14 protein-coding genes are annotated in these 14,560 nt (G+C 67.1%); 2 read left to right on the forward strand and 12 right to left on the reverse strand.

Going from position 1 to position 14,560, the window contains the following annotated elements; translation table 11 throughout:
• Nucleotides 1–15: 15 nt before the first annotated feature.
• From HWX62_RS20225 to HWX62_RS20245, 5 genes are all read right to left on the reverse strand, one after another.
• Nucleotides 16–2,286: a TonB-dependent hemoglobin/transferrin/lactoferrin family receptor gene (locus HWX62_RS20225; RefSeq protein WP_175932177.1), complete on the reverse strand. Its 2,271-nt coding sequence runs from the start codon at nucleotides 2,284–2,286 to the stop codon at nucleotides 16–18.
• Nucleotides 2,287–2,516: 230 nt separating this feature from the next.
• On the reverse strand, nucleotides 2,517–2,744 hold the full coding sequence (locus HWX62_RS20230) for a hypothetical protein (protein ID WP_175932176.1): 228 nt from the start codon (nucleotides 2,742–2,744) through the stop codon (nucleotides 2,517–2,519).
• 121 nt (nucleotides 2,745–2,865) lie between these two features.
• On the reverse strand, nucleotides 2,866–3,249 hold the full coding sequence (locus tag HWX62_RS20235) for a DUF6232 family protein (protein ID WP_175932175.1): 384 nt from the start codon (nucleotides 3,247–3,249) through the stop codon (nucleotides 2,866–2,868).
• Between the two features lie 124 nt (nucleotides 3,250–3,373).
• Nucleotides 3,374–3,634 carry a DUF2866 domain-containing protein gene (locus HWX62_RS20240; RefSeq protein WP_011548992.1) on the reverse strand — a complete coding sequence of 87 codons (261 nt, stop codon included), beginning with the start codon at nucleotides 3,632–3,634 and terminating at the stop codon, nucleotides 3,374–3,376.
• A gap of 218 nt (nucleotides 3,635–3,852) precedes the next feature.
• Nucleotides 3,853–5,010 (reverse strand): porin, encoded by a 1,158-nt coding sequence (locus HWX62_RS20245; protein WP_175985215.1) that lies wholly within the window; start codon nucleotides 5,008–5,010, stop codon nucleotides 3,853–3,855.
• Nucleotides 5,011–5,319: 309 nt separating this feature from the next.
• On the opposite strand from HWX62_RS20245, the gene HWX62_RS20250 reads away from it, so the two are divergent.
• Nucleotides 5,320–6,126, forward strand: a complete 807-nt coding sequence (locus HWX62_RS20250) for a MetQ/NlpA family lipoprotein (protein WP_175932173.1) — start codon at nucleotides 5,320–5,322, stop codon at nucleotides 6,124–6,126.
• 153 nt (nucleotides 6,127–6,279) lie between these two features.
• On the opposite strand, the gene HWX62_RS20255 is transcribed toward HWX62_RS20250, so the two are convergent.
• The 6 genes from HWX62_RS20255 to HWX62_RS20280 all read right to left on the reverse strand — a co-directional run bounded on the left by HWX62_RS20255 (nucleotide 6,280) and on the right by HWX62_RS20280 (nucleotide 13,143).
• Nucleotides 6,280–7,395 carry a succinylglutamate desuccinylase/aspartoacylase family protein gene (locus HWX62_RS20255; RefSeq protein ID WP_175932172.1) on the reverse strand — a complete coding sequence of 372 codons (1,116 nt, stop codon included), beginning with the start codon at nucleotides 7,393–7,395 and terminating at the stop codon, nucleotides 6,280–6,282.
• A 224-nt stretch (nucleotides 7,396–7,619) separates the two neighbouring features.
• A complete protein-coding gene (locus tag HWX62_RS20260; RefSeq protein ID WP_175932171.1) occupies nucleotides 7,620–8,402 on the reverse strand; it encodes an ABC transporter substrate-binding protein in 783 nt (260 codons plus the stop codon).
• A gap of 225 nt (nucleotides 8,403–8,627) precedes the next feature.
• The gene (locus HWX62_RS20265) at nucleotides 8,628–9,548 is read right to left on the reverse strand and encodes a LysR substrate-binding domain-containing protein (protein ID WP_175932170.1); all 921 of its coding nucleotides are present in this window, start codon (nucleotides 9,546–9,548) and stop codon (nucleotides 8,628–8,630) included.
• A 192-nt stretch (nucleotides 9,549–9,740) separates the two neighbouring features.
• A complete protein-coding gene (locus tag HWX62_RS20270; RefSeq protein WP_175932169.1) occupies nucleotides 9,741–10,334 on the reverse strand; it encodes a hypothetical protein in 594 nt (197 codons plus the stop codon).
• A 212-nt stretch (nucleotides 10,335–10,546) separates the two neighbouring features.
• Nucleotides 10,547–11,935: an NCS2 family permease gene (locus HWX62_RS20275; RefSeq protein ID WP_175932168.1), complete on the reverse strand. Its 1,389-nt coding sequence runs from the start codon at nucleotides 11,933–11,935 to the stop codon at nucleotides 10,547–10,549.
• A 530-nt stretch (nucleotides 11,936–12,465) separates the two neighbouring features.
• A complete protein-coding gene (locus HWX62_RS20280; RefSeq protein ID WP_175932167.1) occupies nucleotides 12,466–13,143 on the reverse strand; it encodes a TetR family transcriptional regulator in 678 nt (225 codons plus the stop codon).
• Nucleotides 13,144–13,191: 48 nt separating this feature from the next.
• Here HWX62_RS20280 and HWX62_RS20285 point away from each other — a divergent pair, with 48 nt between their 5' ends.
• Nucleotides 13,192–13,857: an O-methyltransferase gene (locus tag HWX62_RS20285; RefSeq protein WP_175932166.1), complete on the forward strand. Its 666-nt coding sequence runs from the start codon at nucleotides 13,192–13,194 to the stop codon at nucleotides 13,855–13,857.
• Between the two features lie 122 nt (nucleotides 13,858–13,979).
• Here HWX62_RS20285 and HWX62_RS20290 read toward each other — a convergent pair whose 3' ends face one another.
• The gene (locus tag HWX62_RS20290) at nucleotides 13,980–14,498 is read right to left on the reverse strand and encodes a DUF3455 domain-containing protein (protein WP_175932165.1); all 519 of its coding nucleotides are present in this window, start codon (nucleotides 14,496–14,498) and stop codon (nucleotides 13,980–13,982) included.
• Between the last annotated feature and the right edge of the window lie 62 nt (nucleotides 14,499–14,560).

The raw sequence follows: 14,560 nt of genomic DNA on the forward strand, positions 1-14,560 counted from the left end.
CGCGGGCAGCGCGCATCAGAAATCCACTTTCATGCTGACGGCGACCGTGCGGCCGGGCGACGAATATGCGTCGAGCACCTGCGAATCGGCCGCGATACCGCGCACGTCCGACCAGTTCCAGTACTTGCGGTCGAACAGGTTGCGAATGCCGATCGTCGCGCTCACGTGCTTGTTGAAGCGGTAGCCGCCGCGCAGGTCGACGACGAACGACGACGGCGGCGTGAAGCACGCCTTGTTCGAGCAGTCGGACTTGTCGACGTCCTTGTCGCGTTTGGCGGCCTGGAACAGCAGGTCGGTCTGCACGAACCAGCGTTCGCCCGGCTCGTACCGCACGCCGAACACGGCCGAGAACGGGTTCACGGTGTTCAGCGGCTGGCTGGCCGCGCCGTCGTTCTGCGTCGAGCCCTTCGTGAACGCCATCGCCGTCTTCAGCGTGATGCCGTTCGGCATCGCCCACTCGGCGCGGCCTTCGAGGCCATGGATGCGCGCGTCGGCGAAGTTCACGTACTGGAACACGAACGGGTCGGCCGGGCGGCCGCTGCCGGCGATCGTCGTGCGCGAGATGAAGTTGCGGTAGCGGCCCGTGAACGCGGCCGCGCTGTAGCGCACGACGCCGTAGCCGGTGCCGGCCTTGCCGCGCAGGCCGGCTTCGAACGTGTCGCTGGTTTCGGGCTTCAGGTTCGGATTGCCGATCGACGTGTAGCCGTACACCGGGTTCGAGAAGCTGCTGTTCACCTGGTCGGGCGTCGGCGCGCGGAAACCGTGCGCGTACTGCAGGTACGGAATGACGGCGGGCGTGATCTCGTAGAGCACGGCGACGCGCGGCGACAGTTCGTTCGCGCTCGTCGACACGGCCTGGCCGGTGAACAGCGGATCGTTTTCGGTCGGGCTCAGCCGGTACGTGTCGAAGCGCAGGCCCGGCGTGACGAGCAGGCGGCCGTAGCCGATCTGGTCCTGCACGAACGCGCCGAACAACGTGTAGTCGGTGTCGGGGAACGCCTTGTTCGGGAACGCTTCGCCGACGCCCGGCACCGTGCCGTCGCGTAGGTTCGTCACGCGCGACACGCTGCCGTCCACGCCGTAGAGCAGCTTGTGCGCGAGCGGGCCGGTCGCGAAGCCGCTTTCGGCGAACGCCGAGCCGCCGAACGTGCGTTCCTTGTACTGGTTGTCGCGCGAACGCGAGGGCAGTCTGCCGCGCGTCTCGAACGCGTGCTGGTCCTGCTTCGCGTCCTGATAGTAGAACTGCACGTGCGCGGTCTGGAACCAGCGGAATGCGTCGCCGCGGAAGTCGTAGTCGACGCTGAAGCGGTTGCGCTCGAGCCGGTCGTAGGTCGTGAGGCCGAGCGTGGCCGGCGCATTGATCGCCGACAGCACGTCGGTGCTCACGCGCCGCTGCACCGTTTCGGCGGTGAACTTGATCGTGTCGCGCGGGGTGGGCGTGAGCACGAGCTTGCCGAGCAGCGATTCCGAGTAGACGTCCTGCGGGTTCGACGTCGTGCGCAGCGTGCTCGCCGTGTTGTTGCCGCCGCGCGTGTCGACCTCGTGGCCGCGCCGGCCGTCGGCGACGATCATCCCCTGGATGCGATCGTTGCCGCCCGCGGCCGACACGGTCGCGCCGATGCTGCGGTCGGTCGAGTCGTAGCTCGGCCGGAACGAGAAGTAGTAAGGCTTTCCGTAGATCGACAGCAGGTCGCGCGGGTCCTTCGTGATGAAGTTCACCGCGCCGGTCAGCCCGTCGCTGCCGTAGAGCGCCGACGCCGGCCCGCGCACGATCTCGATGCGCTTGAGCGTGTCGAGATCGGCGTAGTCGCCGCGGCCCGCTTCGAGCGGACCGAACGAGAATGCGTACGGCAGGCGGATGCCGTCCTCCATCAGCAGCACGCGATTGCCTTCGAGGCCGCGGATGTTGATGCTCGAATCGCCGTCGCGGCCGCCGCCGAGCGCGGCAGTGCCCGGCCGGTACGCGGTGCGGCGCACCGTGATGCCCGGCTCGTAGCGCAATGCGTCCTTGATGTTGGTGACCTGCTGCTCGTCGAGATCCTCGTCGGTGATCACCGACACGGACGCCGCCGTGCGGCTCGCCGCGGTGGCGGTGCGGGTGGCCGTGACGGTGACGGGGTCGAGCAGCGCCGCATCGCCGCGCGTGGACGCGGCGGCAGTCGGAACGGCGGAAGGCGGGGTGGCGCGTTGTGGCGACGAATCGGCGTGAGCCGTGACCGCGGACAGGCCGAACGCGCCGAACAGCGCGGCCCGGATCGGCCGCCGCGCCAGCGTATAGCAATGCACAGGTGGTCTCCCATTGACGATAACAAGCCCGAAGGCTGGCTGGGTGACGCGTTCACCTGGCTGGCCCGGTTGCGTGCGCTACGCGCGGCAAACGGCGATTTGAAAGGCAACTGACAACTTTACCAGTGTAAATGAGAATTATTATCAATACAAGGACGCAAAGCGGGCCGTGCGAGTGAGCGCTCGCCTGCGCGGCTCGGGCGAGCCGTGGCGGACGGTCCTGACGGCGCTCAGGCCAGCGCTTCGAGGCGAATCAGCAGGTTGCGCGCATGCGCGATGAACGCGTCGTGCGTGGCGCGATCGCTGTGGCTTTCGATACCGGCCTGTTCGGCGAACGCGATCTGCTCGGTGTAGAGCTCGACGAGCGCGCGGCGTGTGTCAGGGGGAAGCGCGCGGATCATCGACACGATCAGCAGTTCCTGCGCGCGAAGCATGCCGGACAGCGATTGAGCGTTCATGCTGGCCTCCTCGGACGATGCGGCGGCGAGCCGCTCTTTCCATACTAGGCGGTTGGCGTTGCGGGTGGAGGCGAGGTGCGTGCGGCCCGCGCGAACGGGCGCGTGACGGATGCGAAGGAAATCAGCCGGCCGCGGTGGCGGACTGCGCATCGCGCACGACCTGCGCGACGCGTTCGACGAACTCGGCGTCGACGCTCGACAGCGCTTCGCGCTTGCCGTCGGGCATCTCGACCATCAGGCGATACGTGACGTCCTGCGTGGTCCACGCGAGATAGCCGACGACGACGAGCATCACGCCGACCACGAGCGCGGCGCTCGATGCGCCGATGTCGCCTGCGACGGCGACGGCCGCGCCGATCAGCGAGATCAGCGACGGCACGAGACGGTTCTTCGGAATCTTGACGACGTCGACGTGGCGAATGTCACGCAGCGCGAATATCTGCCCGGCGGCCGACAGGCCGTTGCGCGTGACCATCACGCCACGTTCGTTGAATGCGTTTTCCATCGTGTGTTGCGTGGACGAAAACGCGCAGCGTAGCAGGTTTCGTTGCCGCGTCAAACGAGACCGACTGCCGCACGATGCGTGCGGCGCGGCCGAAACACGGCACGCGGGTGGAGCGGAAACGCGTTCAGAACTGCAACCGGCCGTCGCCGTAGAGCCGACCCGGCACGTGCGACGCGACGACCTCGGCGATTTCCTCGTCGGTCGATTCGGCCGGCACGATCTGGCGCCGCGCGGGCGCGTCGAGATGCATCGTCCATTCGACGAGGCGATACGGGCGGCCCCAGGGGCGCTGCATTTCAACCGAGACGCGGCAGCTCTGGACCGGCAGCGAGTGTTGGCACGTCAGAATCGCGTGCAGATGGCTGAAAACGGTATCTTCGATCATCATGGCCTCCGATCCGGTCTTGTGGGCAATCGATGGCGGCGCCGTCGGCGTTTAAAAAAAAAGCCGCCGATGCTCAGGCGGCCAACAGGGGGGGTGAGAGCATCCTCTCAGCCCAGAATTAAGCGAAACTTAAAAGCCCCATAAAAAAGCGCCCCGCGTGGAGCGGGGCGCTTCTTGCCGTCGTATCCGCGAGTGACGCGGACAGTTAAGCGAACGCTTTAGAACTTGTGGCGGATACCGATGCGTGCGGCGATCTGGTTCTTCGAACCCGTACCCGACGTGTTGAAGTAGCTCGTGCTCGAGCCGATCTGCGCTTGCACACCCTTGCCCGATGCCTGCTGGTACACGACCAGGCCGTACACGTCCGTACGCTTGCTGAGCGCGTAGTCGGCGATACCGTTGACCTGGTTCCAGTGCCACGAGTTGCCGTTCTGCGTCGCGTTCGTGTACGTGTAGCCGAGGCCGCCCGACAGTGCCGGCGTGAATGCGTACTTCGCGCCTGCTTCATACGCGTTGTAGAACGTGCCGCCCGCGCCCGACACCGTCGAGAACTGCGTACGCGTCCACAGCAGCCATGCCGTTGCCGGGCCCCACACGTAGCGGCCGCCCACGCCGTACGTGCGCAGGTCGCGGACGTTGCCGGTGCTCAGGTTCGCGATCGTCGTCGAGAAGGCCGGCGTCGACTGGCTCGGGAAACGGATGTCCGTGTACGCCGCGCCGACCGAGACCGGGCCGTTCGCGTAGTTCAGGCCGAAGCTGTATGCGCGCGACGAGCCGGCGGTCGTCGTCGTGCCCGTCGTCGTGGCCGGTGCGCCGGCGAAGTCGGTCGAGTTCGAGAAGCCGTACAACGCGCCGAACGTGAAGCCCGAGTAGTTCGCGCTCTGGAACTTCACGGCGTTGTTGATGCGGCTCGACGTGAGCTGGTCGATGTTGTTCACGTGGTACGCGTAGTTACCCGCGACCGTGTTGCCGCCCGTCGAGTAGTTCGAACCGAGGATGTCGGTCGAGAACGAGTACTGGCGGCCGAACGTGACCGTGCCGTATTGCGACTGGCTCAGGCCGACGTAAGCCTGGCGGCCGAAGATCGCGCCACCCTGGCCGATCGTGCCGTTGCCGCTGTTGAAGCCGTTTTCGAGCACGAAGATCGCCTTCAGGCCGCCACCGAGGTCTTCGGTGCCGCGCAGGCCCCAACGGCTGCCCTGGGCCACGCCGTCGTCGTACTTGAACAGCTTGCCCGTGCCGCCGTTGGCGGTCTTGCTGTGGTTCACATAGCTGATACCGGCATCGATGACGCCGTACAGGGTCACGCTGCTTTGTGCGTGTGCCGTGCCGGCCGTTGCTGCCAGGGCGGCGATGGTCAACAGTTTCTTGTTCAAAGGATTCTCCGAGCGAATGAATGGCGTGTCCAGTTGCGGTTCCGGCGCTCTCTATGGGCGCTTTCACGGACCGGCGCAACTTTATCGGCGGGCCACGTAATGAATATGACAGTTGCTGTCATATGAAGAATGTGTGGTGCCGATGCGACACTGAATTCTGCCCGGGTTGTATATCGGTGGTTATACCGAATTCGCCTGTCGTTCGATCCCTATCGGGAATATGCACATGAAATAAGCTTGGTTTGCGGCGTCCGCGCCCCGTGCCACGATCCGTGCTCCAACAAACGACATGGGACAAGAGGACACCACATGCGACGTTCGATCCTGACCGGCCTCGGCGCACTCGCCGCCGCGCTGGCATTCGCCGCGCCCGGCGCGCACGCCGACCCGCAAACGCTGAAGATCGGCACGATGAGCGGCCCCGACGCGCAAATCTGGACCGAGGTGACGAAGGTCGCCGCGCGCGAAGGCCTCGCGATCAAGGTCATCGAATTCAACGACTACGTGCAGCCGAACGCGGCGCTCGATGCCGGCGACCTCGATGCGAACGGCTTCCAGCACCAGCCGTTCCTCGACAGCCAGATCAAGCAGCGCGGCTACAAGATCGTCAACGTCGGGCTTACCTACACCGCGCCGATGGGCTTCTATTCGAAGAAGCTCAAGTCGCTGAAGGACCTGCCGGTCGGCGCGAAGGTCGGGATCCAGAACGATCCGTCGAACGGCAACCGCGCGCTGTTGCTGCTGCAGAAATACGGGGTGATCAAGCTGAAGGCCGGCGTCGGCACGAACGGCGTGAACGCGACGCCGCTCGACGTCGCCGAGAACCCGAAGAAGATCAAGATCGTCGAGCTCGACGCCGCGCAACTGCCGCGCGCGCTGCCCGATCTCGATGCCGCGTCGATCAATACCGACTACGCGGTGAAGGCCGGGCTCACGCCGGTGAAGGATGCGATCGCGATCGAGGACCTGCGCGGGCCGTACGCGAACCTGATCGCGGTGCGCGCGCAGGACAAGGACAAGCCGTGGGTGAAGAAGCTCGTCGCGGCCTATGAATCGGACGACGTGCGCAAGTTCATCGACCAGAAGTTCGGCGGCGCGATCGTGCCGGCGTTCTGAACGGCATTCGCGCGTCGCGGCCGGCGGCGCGGTATCGGCCGCCGACGCGCGCGCCGAAAAGCTAATCGCCCGCGCAAGCGGGCGATTTCGTTGGGGCAGGCGATTTGCCTGCGCTGCACGCCGTAACCCGGCGCGCGGGCCGGGCGCTCGGGCTCAGGCCGACAGCAGCGAACCGGTGCGGATCGCGGTCGCGCCGGCGATGCGCGCGACTTCCATGCCGGCCGTCGCGAAGCGCACGATCTGGCGCGCGTACAGCACGCCCGACACGCTGCTCTTCAGCGTGACGACGCGATCGGTCAGCGGATCGACGATGTCGGCCACGGCCTGGCCGGCCTCGATCATCACGCCGACCGGCGTGCGGAACACGATCACGCCCGACACGGGCGCGACGAGCGGATCGGTGCCCGCGAGCGGCGTGGCCGGATGCGCGAGCGGCGGCAGCGGCGCCGGCGTGCCGTCGACGATGCCGCGCTCGGTCAGGTACTCGACGATCGCCTGCGCATCCTGTTCGGCGAACTCGTACGACACGTCGCGTTCGCTGCGCAGTTCCACCGTCACGGAAATCGCGCCGTTCGGGATCGGGAAGCGGTCGCCGAAGCGGCTGCGCAGATCCGACCAGCAGAAGCTGTGGATTTCGTCGAACGGGTTGCCGACCGAATTCAGCGCGAGCAGCGATGCCTTTGCATCGAGATAGCGCGCCAGCGGTTCGACGTCTTCCCAGAGGTCGGGATTCGTGTAGAGGTGCATCACCGCATCGCTGTCGCAGTGCAGGTCGAGCACGATATCGGCGTCGAACGACAGTTTCTGCAGCGCGAGGCGCTGCGAGTCGAGTTCGGTGCGCGGCTTCTGTTCGTCGAGCGCTTCGCGCATCGCGGCGCGCACGACGGCGAGGTTGCGCTGCGCGTCGTTCGTGAGGCGGCTTTCGACGCGCGGCAGCACGAGCGCCGCGAGATCGTAGAAATTGCGGTTGAAGTTCTGCATCGAGCCGAGCTCGAAGCGGCCGAGGTGATCGCCGAACACGTGTTGCGACAGGCCGATCGGGTTGGGCACGGGCACGATGACGATTTCGCCGCGCAGCTTGCCGGCCGTCTCGAGCGCGGCGATCTTGCGGCGCAGCAGCGTGGCGACCAGCATGCCGGGCAGCTCGTCCGCGTGCAGCGACGACTGGATGTAGACCTTCTTGCCGCCGCGCGGGCCGTAGTGGAAGCTGGTGATCTGGCGTTCGGTGCCGACGGCGGGGGAAATCAGCGGATGGGTCTGCGTTTGCATGATGAGGGGAGTGCGGCGCAGCCGCGAATGATCCGTGTGCGTGGAAGATCGATTGTACGTTGCCTTCGTCGCCCCCATCAAACCGGCGCCAGATCGTGCGGATTTCCGTTGAGAATCATCGGGTTGGCACGAAAAAAATAACGCCGGCCGTGCCGCGCGCAAAAAAAACGGGCTCCTTGCGGAGCCCGTCGGTGTCGCGCTCGATCGCGCGTCGGTCGGCCGGATTACTTGCCGTAGACGTCGAAATCGAAGTACTTCTTCGCGATCTTCTGGTACGTGCCGTCCTTGCGCATGCCGGCGATCGCGCCGTCGATCTTCGCCTTCAGGTCGGTGTCTTCCTTGCGCAGGCCGATGCCGGCGCCTTCGCCGAGCGTCTTCGGATCGTCGAGGTCCTTGCCGGCGAAATCGAAGTTCGCGCCGCGCGGCGTCTTCAGGAAGCCGATCTCGGCCTGCACCGCGTCCTGCAGCGCGCCGTCCAGACGGCCCGAGATCAGGTCGGCGTAGACCTGGTCCTGGTTCTGGTAAGGCACGACGGTGACGCCCTTCGACGCCCAGTACGTCTTCGCGTAGGTTTCCTGGATCGTGCCCTGCTCGACGCCGACCGACTTGCCCTTCAGCGATTCGGCCGTCGGCTGCAGGCCGGCGCCCTTCTTCGTGACGAGGCGCGTCGGCGTGTTGAACAGCTTCGACGAGAACGCGATCTGTTCAGCGCGCGCCGGCGTCATCGACATCGACGACAGCACGCCGTCGAACTTGCGGGCCTTCAGCGCCGGGATCATCCCGTCGAAGTCGTTTTCGATCCACACGCACTTCGCGTTGATGCGGCGGCAGATCTCGTTGCCGAGATCGACGTCGAAACCGACGACCTTGCCGTCAGCGCCTTTCGATTCGAAAGGCGGGTAGCTTGCGTCGACGCCGAAGCGTACGGTCGTCCAGTCCTTCGCGTAAGCCGTGCCGGCCGATACGGCGAGCAGGGCCACGGTCACAGCCGCAAGAATCTTTTTCACTCGGTGACTCCTCGTTTTGTTCGATGGGTGCGCGGTTGTGCCGCGCCGTAAACCTTCGGCCCGCCGCGGCTTCGCGTCGGACTGTCCGTTTCGCCCGCCCGATGGGGGCGCGCGACGTGCGCAAGATTATCAAGACAAAATACCGGCAGGGCGCCTAGGACAAGCCCCGATACCGGGCCCGGCGGCGGCGCGTCGGTGCGCCGCCGTTTCACTCACAGGAACGATTCAGCCGAGCGTTTCGTTGACCGCGCGCTGCAGGCACGTGACGAAGTGCGACACGGCCGGCGTCGGCAGCAGGTCGCGCCGCGCGATGATCGACAGGTCGAAGCGCGGCATGCTTTCGTCGAGTTCGGCCGTGCGGATGCCGAGCGGCGCGACCATCGCGGCGAGCGGGCGCGTGAAGCAGCCGATCACGTCCGAGCGTGCGACGAGCCCGAGCGTCACCGCGAACGACATCGGCGAGCGCAGCAGGCGTTTCGGCAGCGGCAGCCCGTGCGCCTCGAACATCCCGACCATCACGCTGTGCGGAAACTGTTCGGCGCCGACGGTGACGATCCATTCGGCGTCGAGCAGTTCCTCTAACCGGCGTGCGTGCGCGAGCGGGTGACCGTCGCGCATCACGATCGTGAACTCGGTCGACAGCAGCGGCAATTGCGTGAAATCGCGGTCGAGCGCGGGCACATGGTGCATCGCAGCGATGTCGAGCGTGCCGTTGCGCAACCGCGCGAGCGCATCGGGCACCGTCAGTTCCTCGAGATGCAGGCTGACGTTCGGCATCGATTCGCGGAACGCCGTCACCGCGAGCGGCAACGCGGTCAGCGCGATCGACGGCATCGTGCCGACCGCGACACGGCCCGACATCTCGCCTTTCACCTGCTCGACGGCCTCGACCGTGCGGCGGACGTCGCCGAGCAACTGCTCGGCGCGCGGCAGCAGCGCCTCGCCGCAGGCGGTCAGTTCGACGCCGCGTACGCTGCGCGCGAGCAGCTCCGCGTTGAGCGCCGTTTCGAGCTCGCGGATCGTGTGCGTGATCGCCGGCTGCGTGACGCCGAGTTCGCGCGCGGCGGCGCGCAGGCTCTTCAGGTGCGCGGCGGAGACGAACGCCTGGAGCTGCGCGATGTTCAGGGGGTTGCGGATGCGGGTCATCGGTCGGGTCCGGTTGGCGCGAAAGGGGGCGGTAGGTTCATGCGGCGATCCGGATGAACATCACGCCTCGGCGCGCGCATTGAGCGGGCACGGGTTCGGCGCCGTCGCTCGGGCAGGCCGGCGGGCGCGGTGATCGTCGCGACGGCGATCGTCGCCGGGCGGGCCGTGCTCGAGCCGTTGCGGCGGGGCGAATCAGGCGAGCGCGATCTCCACCGCCGCCAGCGTACGACGCCGGATCCAGCCGCTGCCCAGCCGGATTGCGAGCCAGTACGGCGTGAACAGCCGGCGCGTGTGCGCGCTCGGGCAGTGGACGAAGGTTTCGGTCCGCAGGATGTGCGCGCCCGACGCGAGCCCGACCACCTCGAACCGGAGCACCAGCTTCGCATCGCGCGGGTCGTCGTGCCGGACGAAGGCGTCGGCATCGGCGAGGGGGCGCACGTCGGGCGTCGGGCGCCAGAAGCGGCCGACCAGGCCGAGCGACAGCGACGTGTCGTCGCGATGGAGCGGCGTGAACGTGTCGAAGCCGAAGCGCGCGCGTTCGGGGCGGGCCGGCGCGTTGCGCAGCGCGGCCGCGATGGCCGCCGGGAATTCGCGCACCGTCAGCAGCGTGTCGATCACGGGATCGGCGCGCATGTCGAGCGACGCGACGACATCGATGATGCGCGCGGGCGGCGCGCCGATCGGCTGCGATTCGTGGACCTCGTGGAAGCCGAACGACGGAATGAACGGCGGCTTGCGCGCCGAGGTCCGGGTGCTCGATTCGGAGACGATGCCAAGTGTGTTCATCGCGACGCCTGAAGGCAAAACGCGATCGTAGCACCGGGTGCGAACGGGTGTCGCGCCGTTTTCGCGCCCGGCGTCGCGCGGCGCCGCACCGACAAAAAGAGCCTGGGAACTCGCGTTCCCAGGCCGGGAGACCATCGTCGACGATGGTGGAGGAGACGATCTCGTCCCGATGCGCGCCGTCCTTCCGCAGGCGACGTCGCGGATGGCTTGGCTCAGATCGCCCAGCCGCCGAGATAGAACGTGACGAGCACGGCCGCGATCAGCACGGTGCCGACGTTGAGCTTGCGCAATTCGCCGCTGGCGATGCGGCCGATCACGAGCGTCGAGAAGCCGAGCATGATGCCCGTCACGATGTTCGCGGTCAGCACGATGAACACCGCGCACACGAGGCCCGACATCGCGTCGACCATGTCGTCCATGTGCAGCTTGCTCACGCTGCCGAGCATCAGCAGGCCGACGTACATCAGCGCCGGCGCGGTGGCGTACGACGGCACGAGGCCCGCCAGCGGCGAGAAGAACATCACGACGAGGAACAGCAGGCCGACCACGGCGGCCGCGAGGCCCGTCTTCGCGCCGGCGGCCACGCCGACGCTCGACTCGATATAGGCCGCCGCCGGCGCGCCGCCGAGGAAGCCGGAGAAGATCGAGCTGATCGAATCGGCGGTCAGCGCGCGGCCGCCGTTGATGATGCGGCCGTTCGCGTCGAGCTGGCCGGCCTGTCCGGCGACCGCGCGAATCGTGCCGGTCGCGTCGAACACGGCGGTCATCACCAGCGCGAGCACGCTCGGCAGCACGGCCATCGACAGCGCGCCCTTGACGTCCATCGCGCCGATCAGCGACGCGTGGCCCGGTGCGCTCAGCGACGGCAGCGCGAAGATGCCGCGGTACTTCACGCCCGGATCGAAGATCAGGCCGACCAACGAGATCGCGATCACGACGAGCAGGATGCCGCCCGGCACGCGACGCTTCTCGAGGCCGAAGATCGCGGCGAGCCCGACGACCGACATGATGACCGGGAACGCGGTGATCTGGCCGAGCGAGACCGGCAGGCCGGCGCCCGGGTTCTTGATCACGAGGCCGACGTCGTTCGACGCGATCAGCAGCAGGAACAGACCGATGCCGATCCCGGTGCCGTGCGCGACGCCCGCGGGCAGGTTGCGCAGGATCCACGAACGCACGCCGGTGATCGAGATGCCGGTGAACACGAGGCCCATCAGGAACACGGCGCCGAGTGCGACGGTCGGAGGCAGCCCCTTGCCGAGCACGAGGCCGAACGCGGTGAACGCGGTCAGCGAGATCGCGCAGCCGATCGCGATCGGCAGCTTCGCCCACAGGCCCATCAGCAGCGAGCCGAACGCGGTGGTGACGCACACCGCGACGAACACGGCGCTCGTGTCGAAGCCGGCCTTGCCGAACATGCCGGGCACGACGAACACGGAATAGACCATCGCGAGGAAGGTGGTCACGCCGGCAATGATCTCGCGGCGCTGCGTGCTGCCGCGCGACGAAATGCCGAAGTAGCGGTCGATGACTCCCTGGGTGCCGAAGTCCGTTTCTGCCGCGCCGACGCCGACCGTCGGCTGCACCGGGGTATCACTCATGAGCTTGCTCCTTTATCAGCATGCTGAAACGGCCCGTTGCGAACCGTCGTCAGGGTGTCTCGTATCTGGTTGGGATTGTTCGGCAACGTCGTGGGGACGCATGACGCGCGATACGTGTCGTTACGTGCGAATCGAAACGTCGCGAGGGTGGTCGCGTCGGACGACGCGTGGTGCGGTCGACCCCGTCACGTGCGCTTTGCCGTAGCGAAGGTTAGGCGAGCCGCCCATCACGTCCCATCGGGAGAAGAGCATGCAGCGCATGTCGCAGCGCTTATATCGGCGTGCAACGGGGCTCCGTCGCGCCGACACGCGTGTATACGCCTAGTTCGAATCCGTTAAGGCGACTATTCGAATGCAGGATCGGCGGGCGGGGCGCAAGCGGGCGGCGCACCGGATATTACGAAGTGCTTTCGGCGTGGCCCGAAAGGCCGGCGCGAACCGGAGCGGGTGACCCGGTTCGCGATCGCGCGCAATCCGCACCCGGACGATACGACCGGCGCGCACAGGCGGCTTCCGTACGGGCGCCGGCCTCAATCGTGCGCGAGATGCGCGAGATACGCGCAGAACATGTCGGCCATCGCGGCCGAGTAGGCATCGATTTCCGCCGGTGTGCGCGCCGTTTCGGAGAACGCCTTGCCGCCCGTCGTGAGCGTCGTCAGGATCAGCTCGCACGCGAGCGCGTGCGTGGCGTCGGACACGCCGGGCAGCGCTTCGCGCATGAACGCGCTGAACACCCGGTTGCCCTCGGCCTTCACCGCCTGCGCCTCGGGGGCGTCGCGATAGAGCGGGGCGGCGTCGTCGAGCGCGATGCGCATCGGCGCCTCGTCGCATTCCGAGCGGATGAACGCGTGGACGGCGCTGCGCAGCCGCTCGGGCGGCGTCTTCGTCGTGTCCTGCAGCATCCCGCACAGCATGTCGTGCGTCTGCCGCCACTCGTCGTGCTGGAGCCGGAACAGCACGGACGCCTTGTTCGGGAAGTACTGGTACAGCGAGCCGACGCTCACGCCGGCCCGCTCGGCGACGCGCGCCATCGTGAAGCGCTGCGCGCCTTCGCTCGCCAAAACCTGAACAGCCGCCTGCAGGACGTCCTCGACGAGGCGGGTCGAGCGCGCCTGCCGAGGCTGCTTGCGCGTAGCGATCGGGGCGTTTCGGCGGTCGGTCATGAGCGGTTGGCCAATGCGAATAGTAAAACCTGAATAGTTCGTCATATTCTAGTCGGGCGCACCGACGCACTCAACCTGACACCGGAGATTCGCATGACTACCCTGATGCTCGACCCGCTGGCCTCGCTGCTGGCGCGCCTGTTCGACGAAGCCGACGCGTCGTCTCCCGCGACGAGCCCGGCCTTCGCCGACGTGTCGCGCGACGAGCAGGCGCGGCTGATGCGCAGCAAGACGGACTACGTCGATCTGTATGCGCGCCTGAAGGACTATCCGCTTCCCGTATCGCGCGAGACGGGCACGCTGCTGTACATGCTCGCGCGCGGCGGCGGCGCGACGAACATCGTCGAATTCGGCACGTCGTTCGGCATTTCGACGCTGCATCTCGCGGCCGCGTTGCGCGACAACGGCGGTGGGCGGCTGATCACGAGCGAGTTCGAGCCGTCGAAGGTCGTGCGCGCGCACGCGAACCTGGCGGCGGCCGGGTTGGACGATCTCGTGGAGATTCGCGAAGGCGATGCGCTGCGCACGCTGGCCGGCGATCTCCCGGATTCGGTCGACCTGCTGCTGCTCGACGGGGCGAAGGCGCTGTATCCGGAGATTCTCGCGCTCGTCGAGCCGCGGCTCAGGGGCGGGGCATTCGTCGTGGCCGACAATGCCGAATACAGCCCCGACTATCTTGCCTACGTGCGTGCGCCGGAAAACGGCTATCTGTCGGTGCCGTTCGGCGGCGACGTCGAATTGTCGATGCGGACACGCTGACCGGACGGAACGAGGGCGCCGGCGATTTCACGATTTCCCGCTTCAAATATAGGAAAGCTTAGTAAATGAAGGCGTGGCGAAAGGCGACAGGATGATGCCCGCCGCTTGCGACGCCGTGCGCGTCACTTCAGGAACACGTAGCGCGCGAAGTACGGGAAACGGCCGATCGCATGCTCGGTCGCGCATGTCGCCGCCGGCGGCATGCCGCCCGCGGTATCGAGCCGCTGCACGAAGCGCACGCCGGCGAGCGTGCCGGTTGCGGCCGGCGTCGCTGCGAGCAGTAGCTGCGGAACGCTGGCCGCGCTTGCACTCGGCATTTCCGCGAGCTTCTTGCCGGTAATGCGGCTGCCGTCGAGCGCTTCCCACGACGGCCCCGCACCGTGTCGGACGACGAGCGTGCCGCCGCCGTCGAACAGCATCGCCTCCGGACGCTCGAAGACCCACGCGAGCCGGTGGTCGGCATCGTATTCGCACGAATAGATCTGCACGCCGGTCGCGGTGGTCGTCAGCACCGGCGTGGCCGGCGCCGGCGGCGTGAGGCCGGCGGCCGCGTCGGCGTGTGCGGGCGCGGTCAAAGCCGCCAGGGAAAGACCGGCCGCAACGGCCAGCAGCATATTACGTGTCGGGGAGCGGCTTGGCATGTCGGGGCGTCCTTTCAGGTCGGCTGACGGTGGTACGTATCGATCCCGTCAACGTTAGACGC

This window comes from Burkholderia sp. BCC0506, assembly GCF_902833145.1.
Lineage (GTDB): Bacteria > Pseudomonadota > Gammaproteobacteria > Burkholderiales > Burkholderiaceae > Burkholderia.

Coding starts and splice junctions, on each gene's coding strand:
- HWX62_RS20230 (WP_175932176.1), bottom strand. CDS start 2,744: ATGAACGCTCAATCGCTGTCCGGCATGCTTCGCGCGCAGGAACTGCTG.
- HWX62_RS20235 (WP_175932175.1), bottom strand. CDS start 3,249: ATGGAAAACGCATTCAACGAACGTGGCGTGATGGTCACGCGCAACGGC.
- HWX62_RS20240 (WP_011548992.1), bottom strand. CDS start 3,634: ATGATCGAAGATACCGTTTTCAGCCATCTGCACGCGATTCTGACGTGC.
- HWX62_RS20250 (WP_175932173.1), top strand. CDS start 5,320: ATGCGACGTTCGATCCTGACCGGCCTCGGCGCACTCGCCGCCGCGCTG.
- HWX62_RS20255 (WP_175932172.1), bottom strand. CDS start 7,395: ATGCAAACGCAGACCCATCCGCTGATTTCCCCCGCCGTCGGCACCGAA.
- HWX62_RS20265 (WP_175932170.1), bottom strand. CDS start 9,548: ATGACCCGCATCCGCAACCCCCTGAACATCGCGCAGCTCCAGGCGTTC.
- HWX62_RS20270 (WP_175932169.1), bottom strand. CDS start 10,334: ATGAACACACTTGGCATCGTCTCCGAATCGAGCACCCGGACCTCGGCG.
- HWX62_RS20275 (WP_175932168.1), bottom strand. CDS start 11,935: ATGAGTGATACCCCGGTGCAGCCGACGGTCGGCGTCGGCGCGGCAGAA.
- HWX62_RS20280 (WP_175932167.1), bottom strand. CDS start 13,143: ATGACGAACTATTCAGGTTTTACTATTCGCATTGGCCAACCGCTCATG.
- HWX62_RS20285 (WP_175932166.1), top strand. CDS start 13,192: ATGACTACCCTGATGCTCGACCCGCTGGCCTCGCTGCTGGCGCGCCTG.
- HWX62_RS20290 (WP_175932165.1), bottom strand. CDS start 14,498: ATGCCAAGCCGCTCCCCGACACGTAATATGCTGCTGGCCGTTGCGGCC.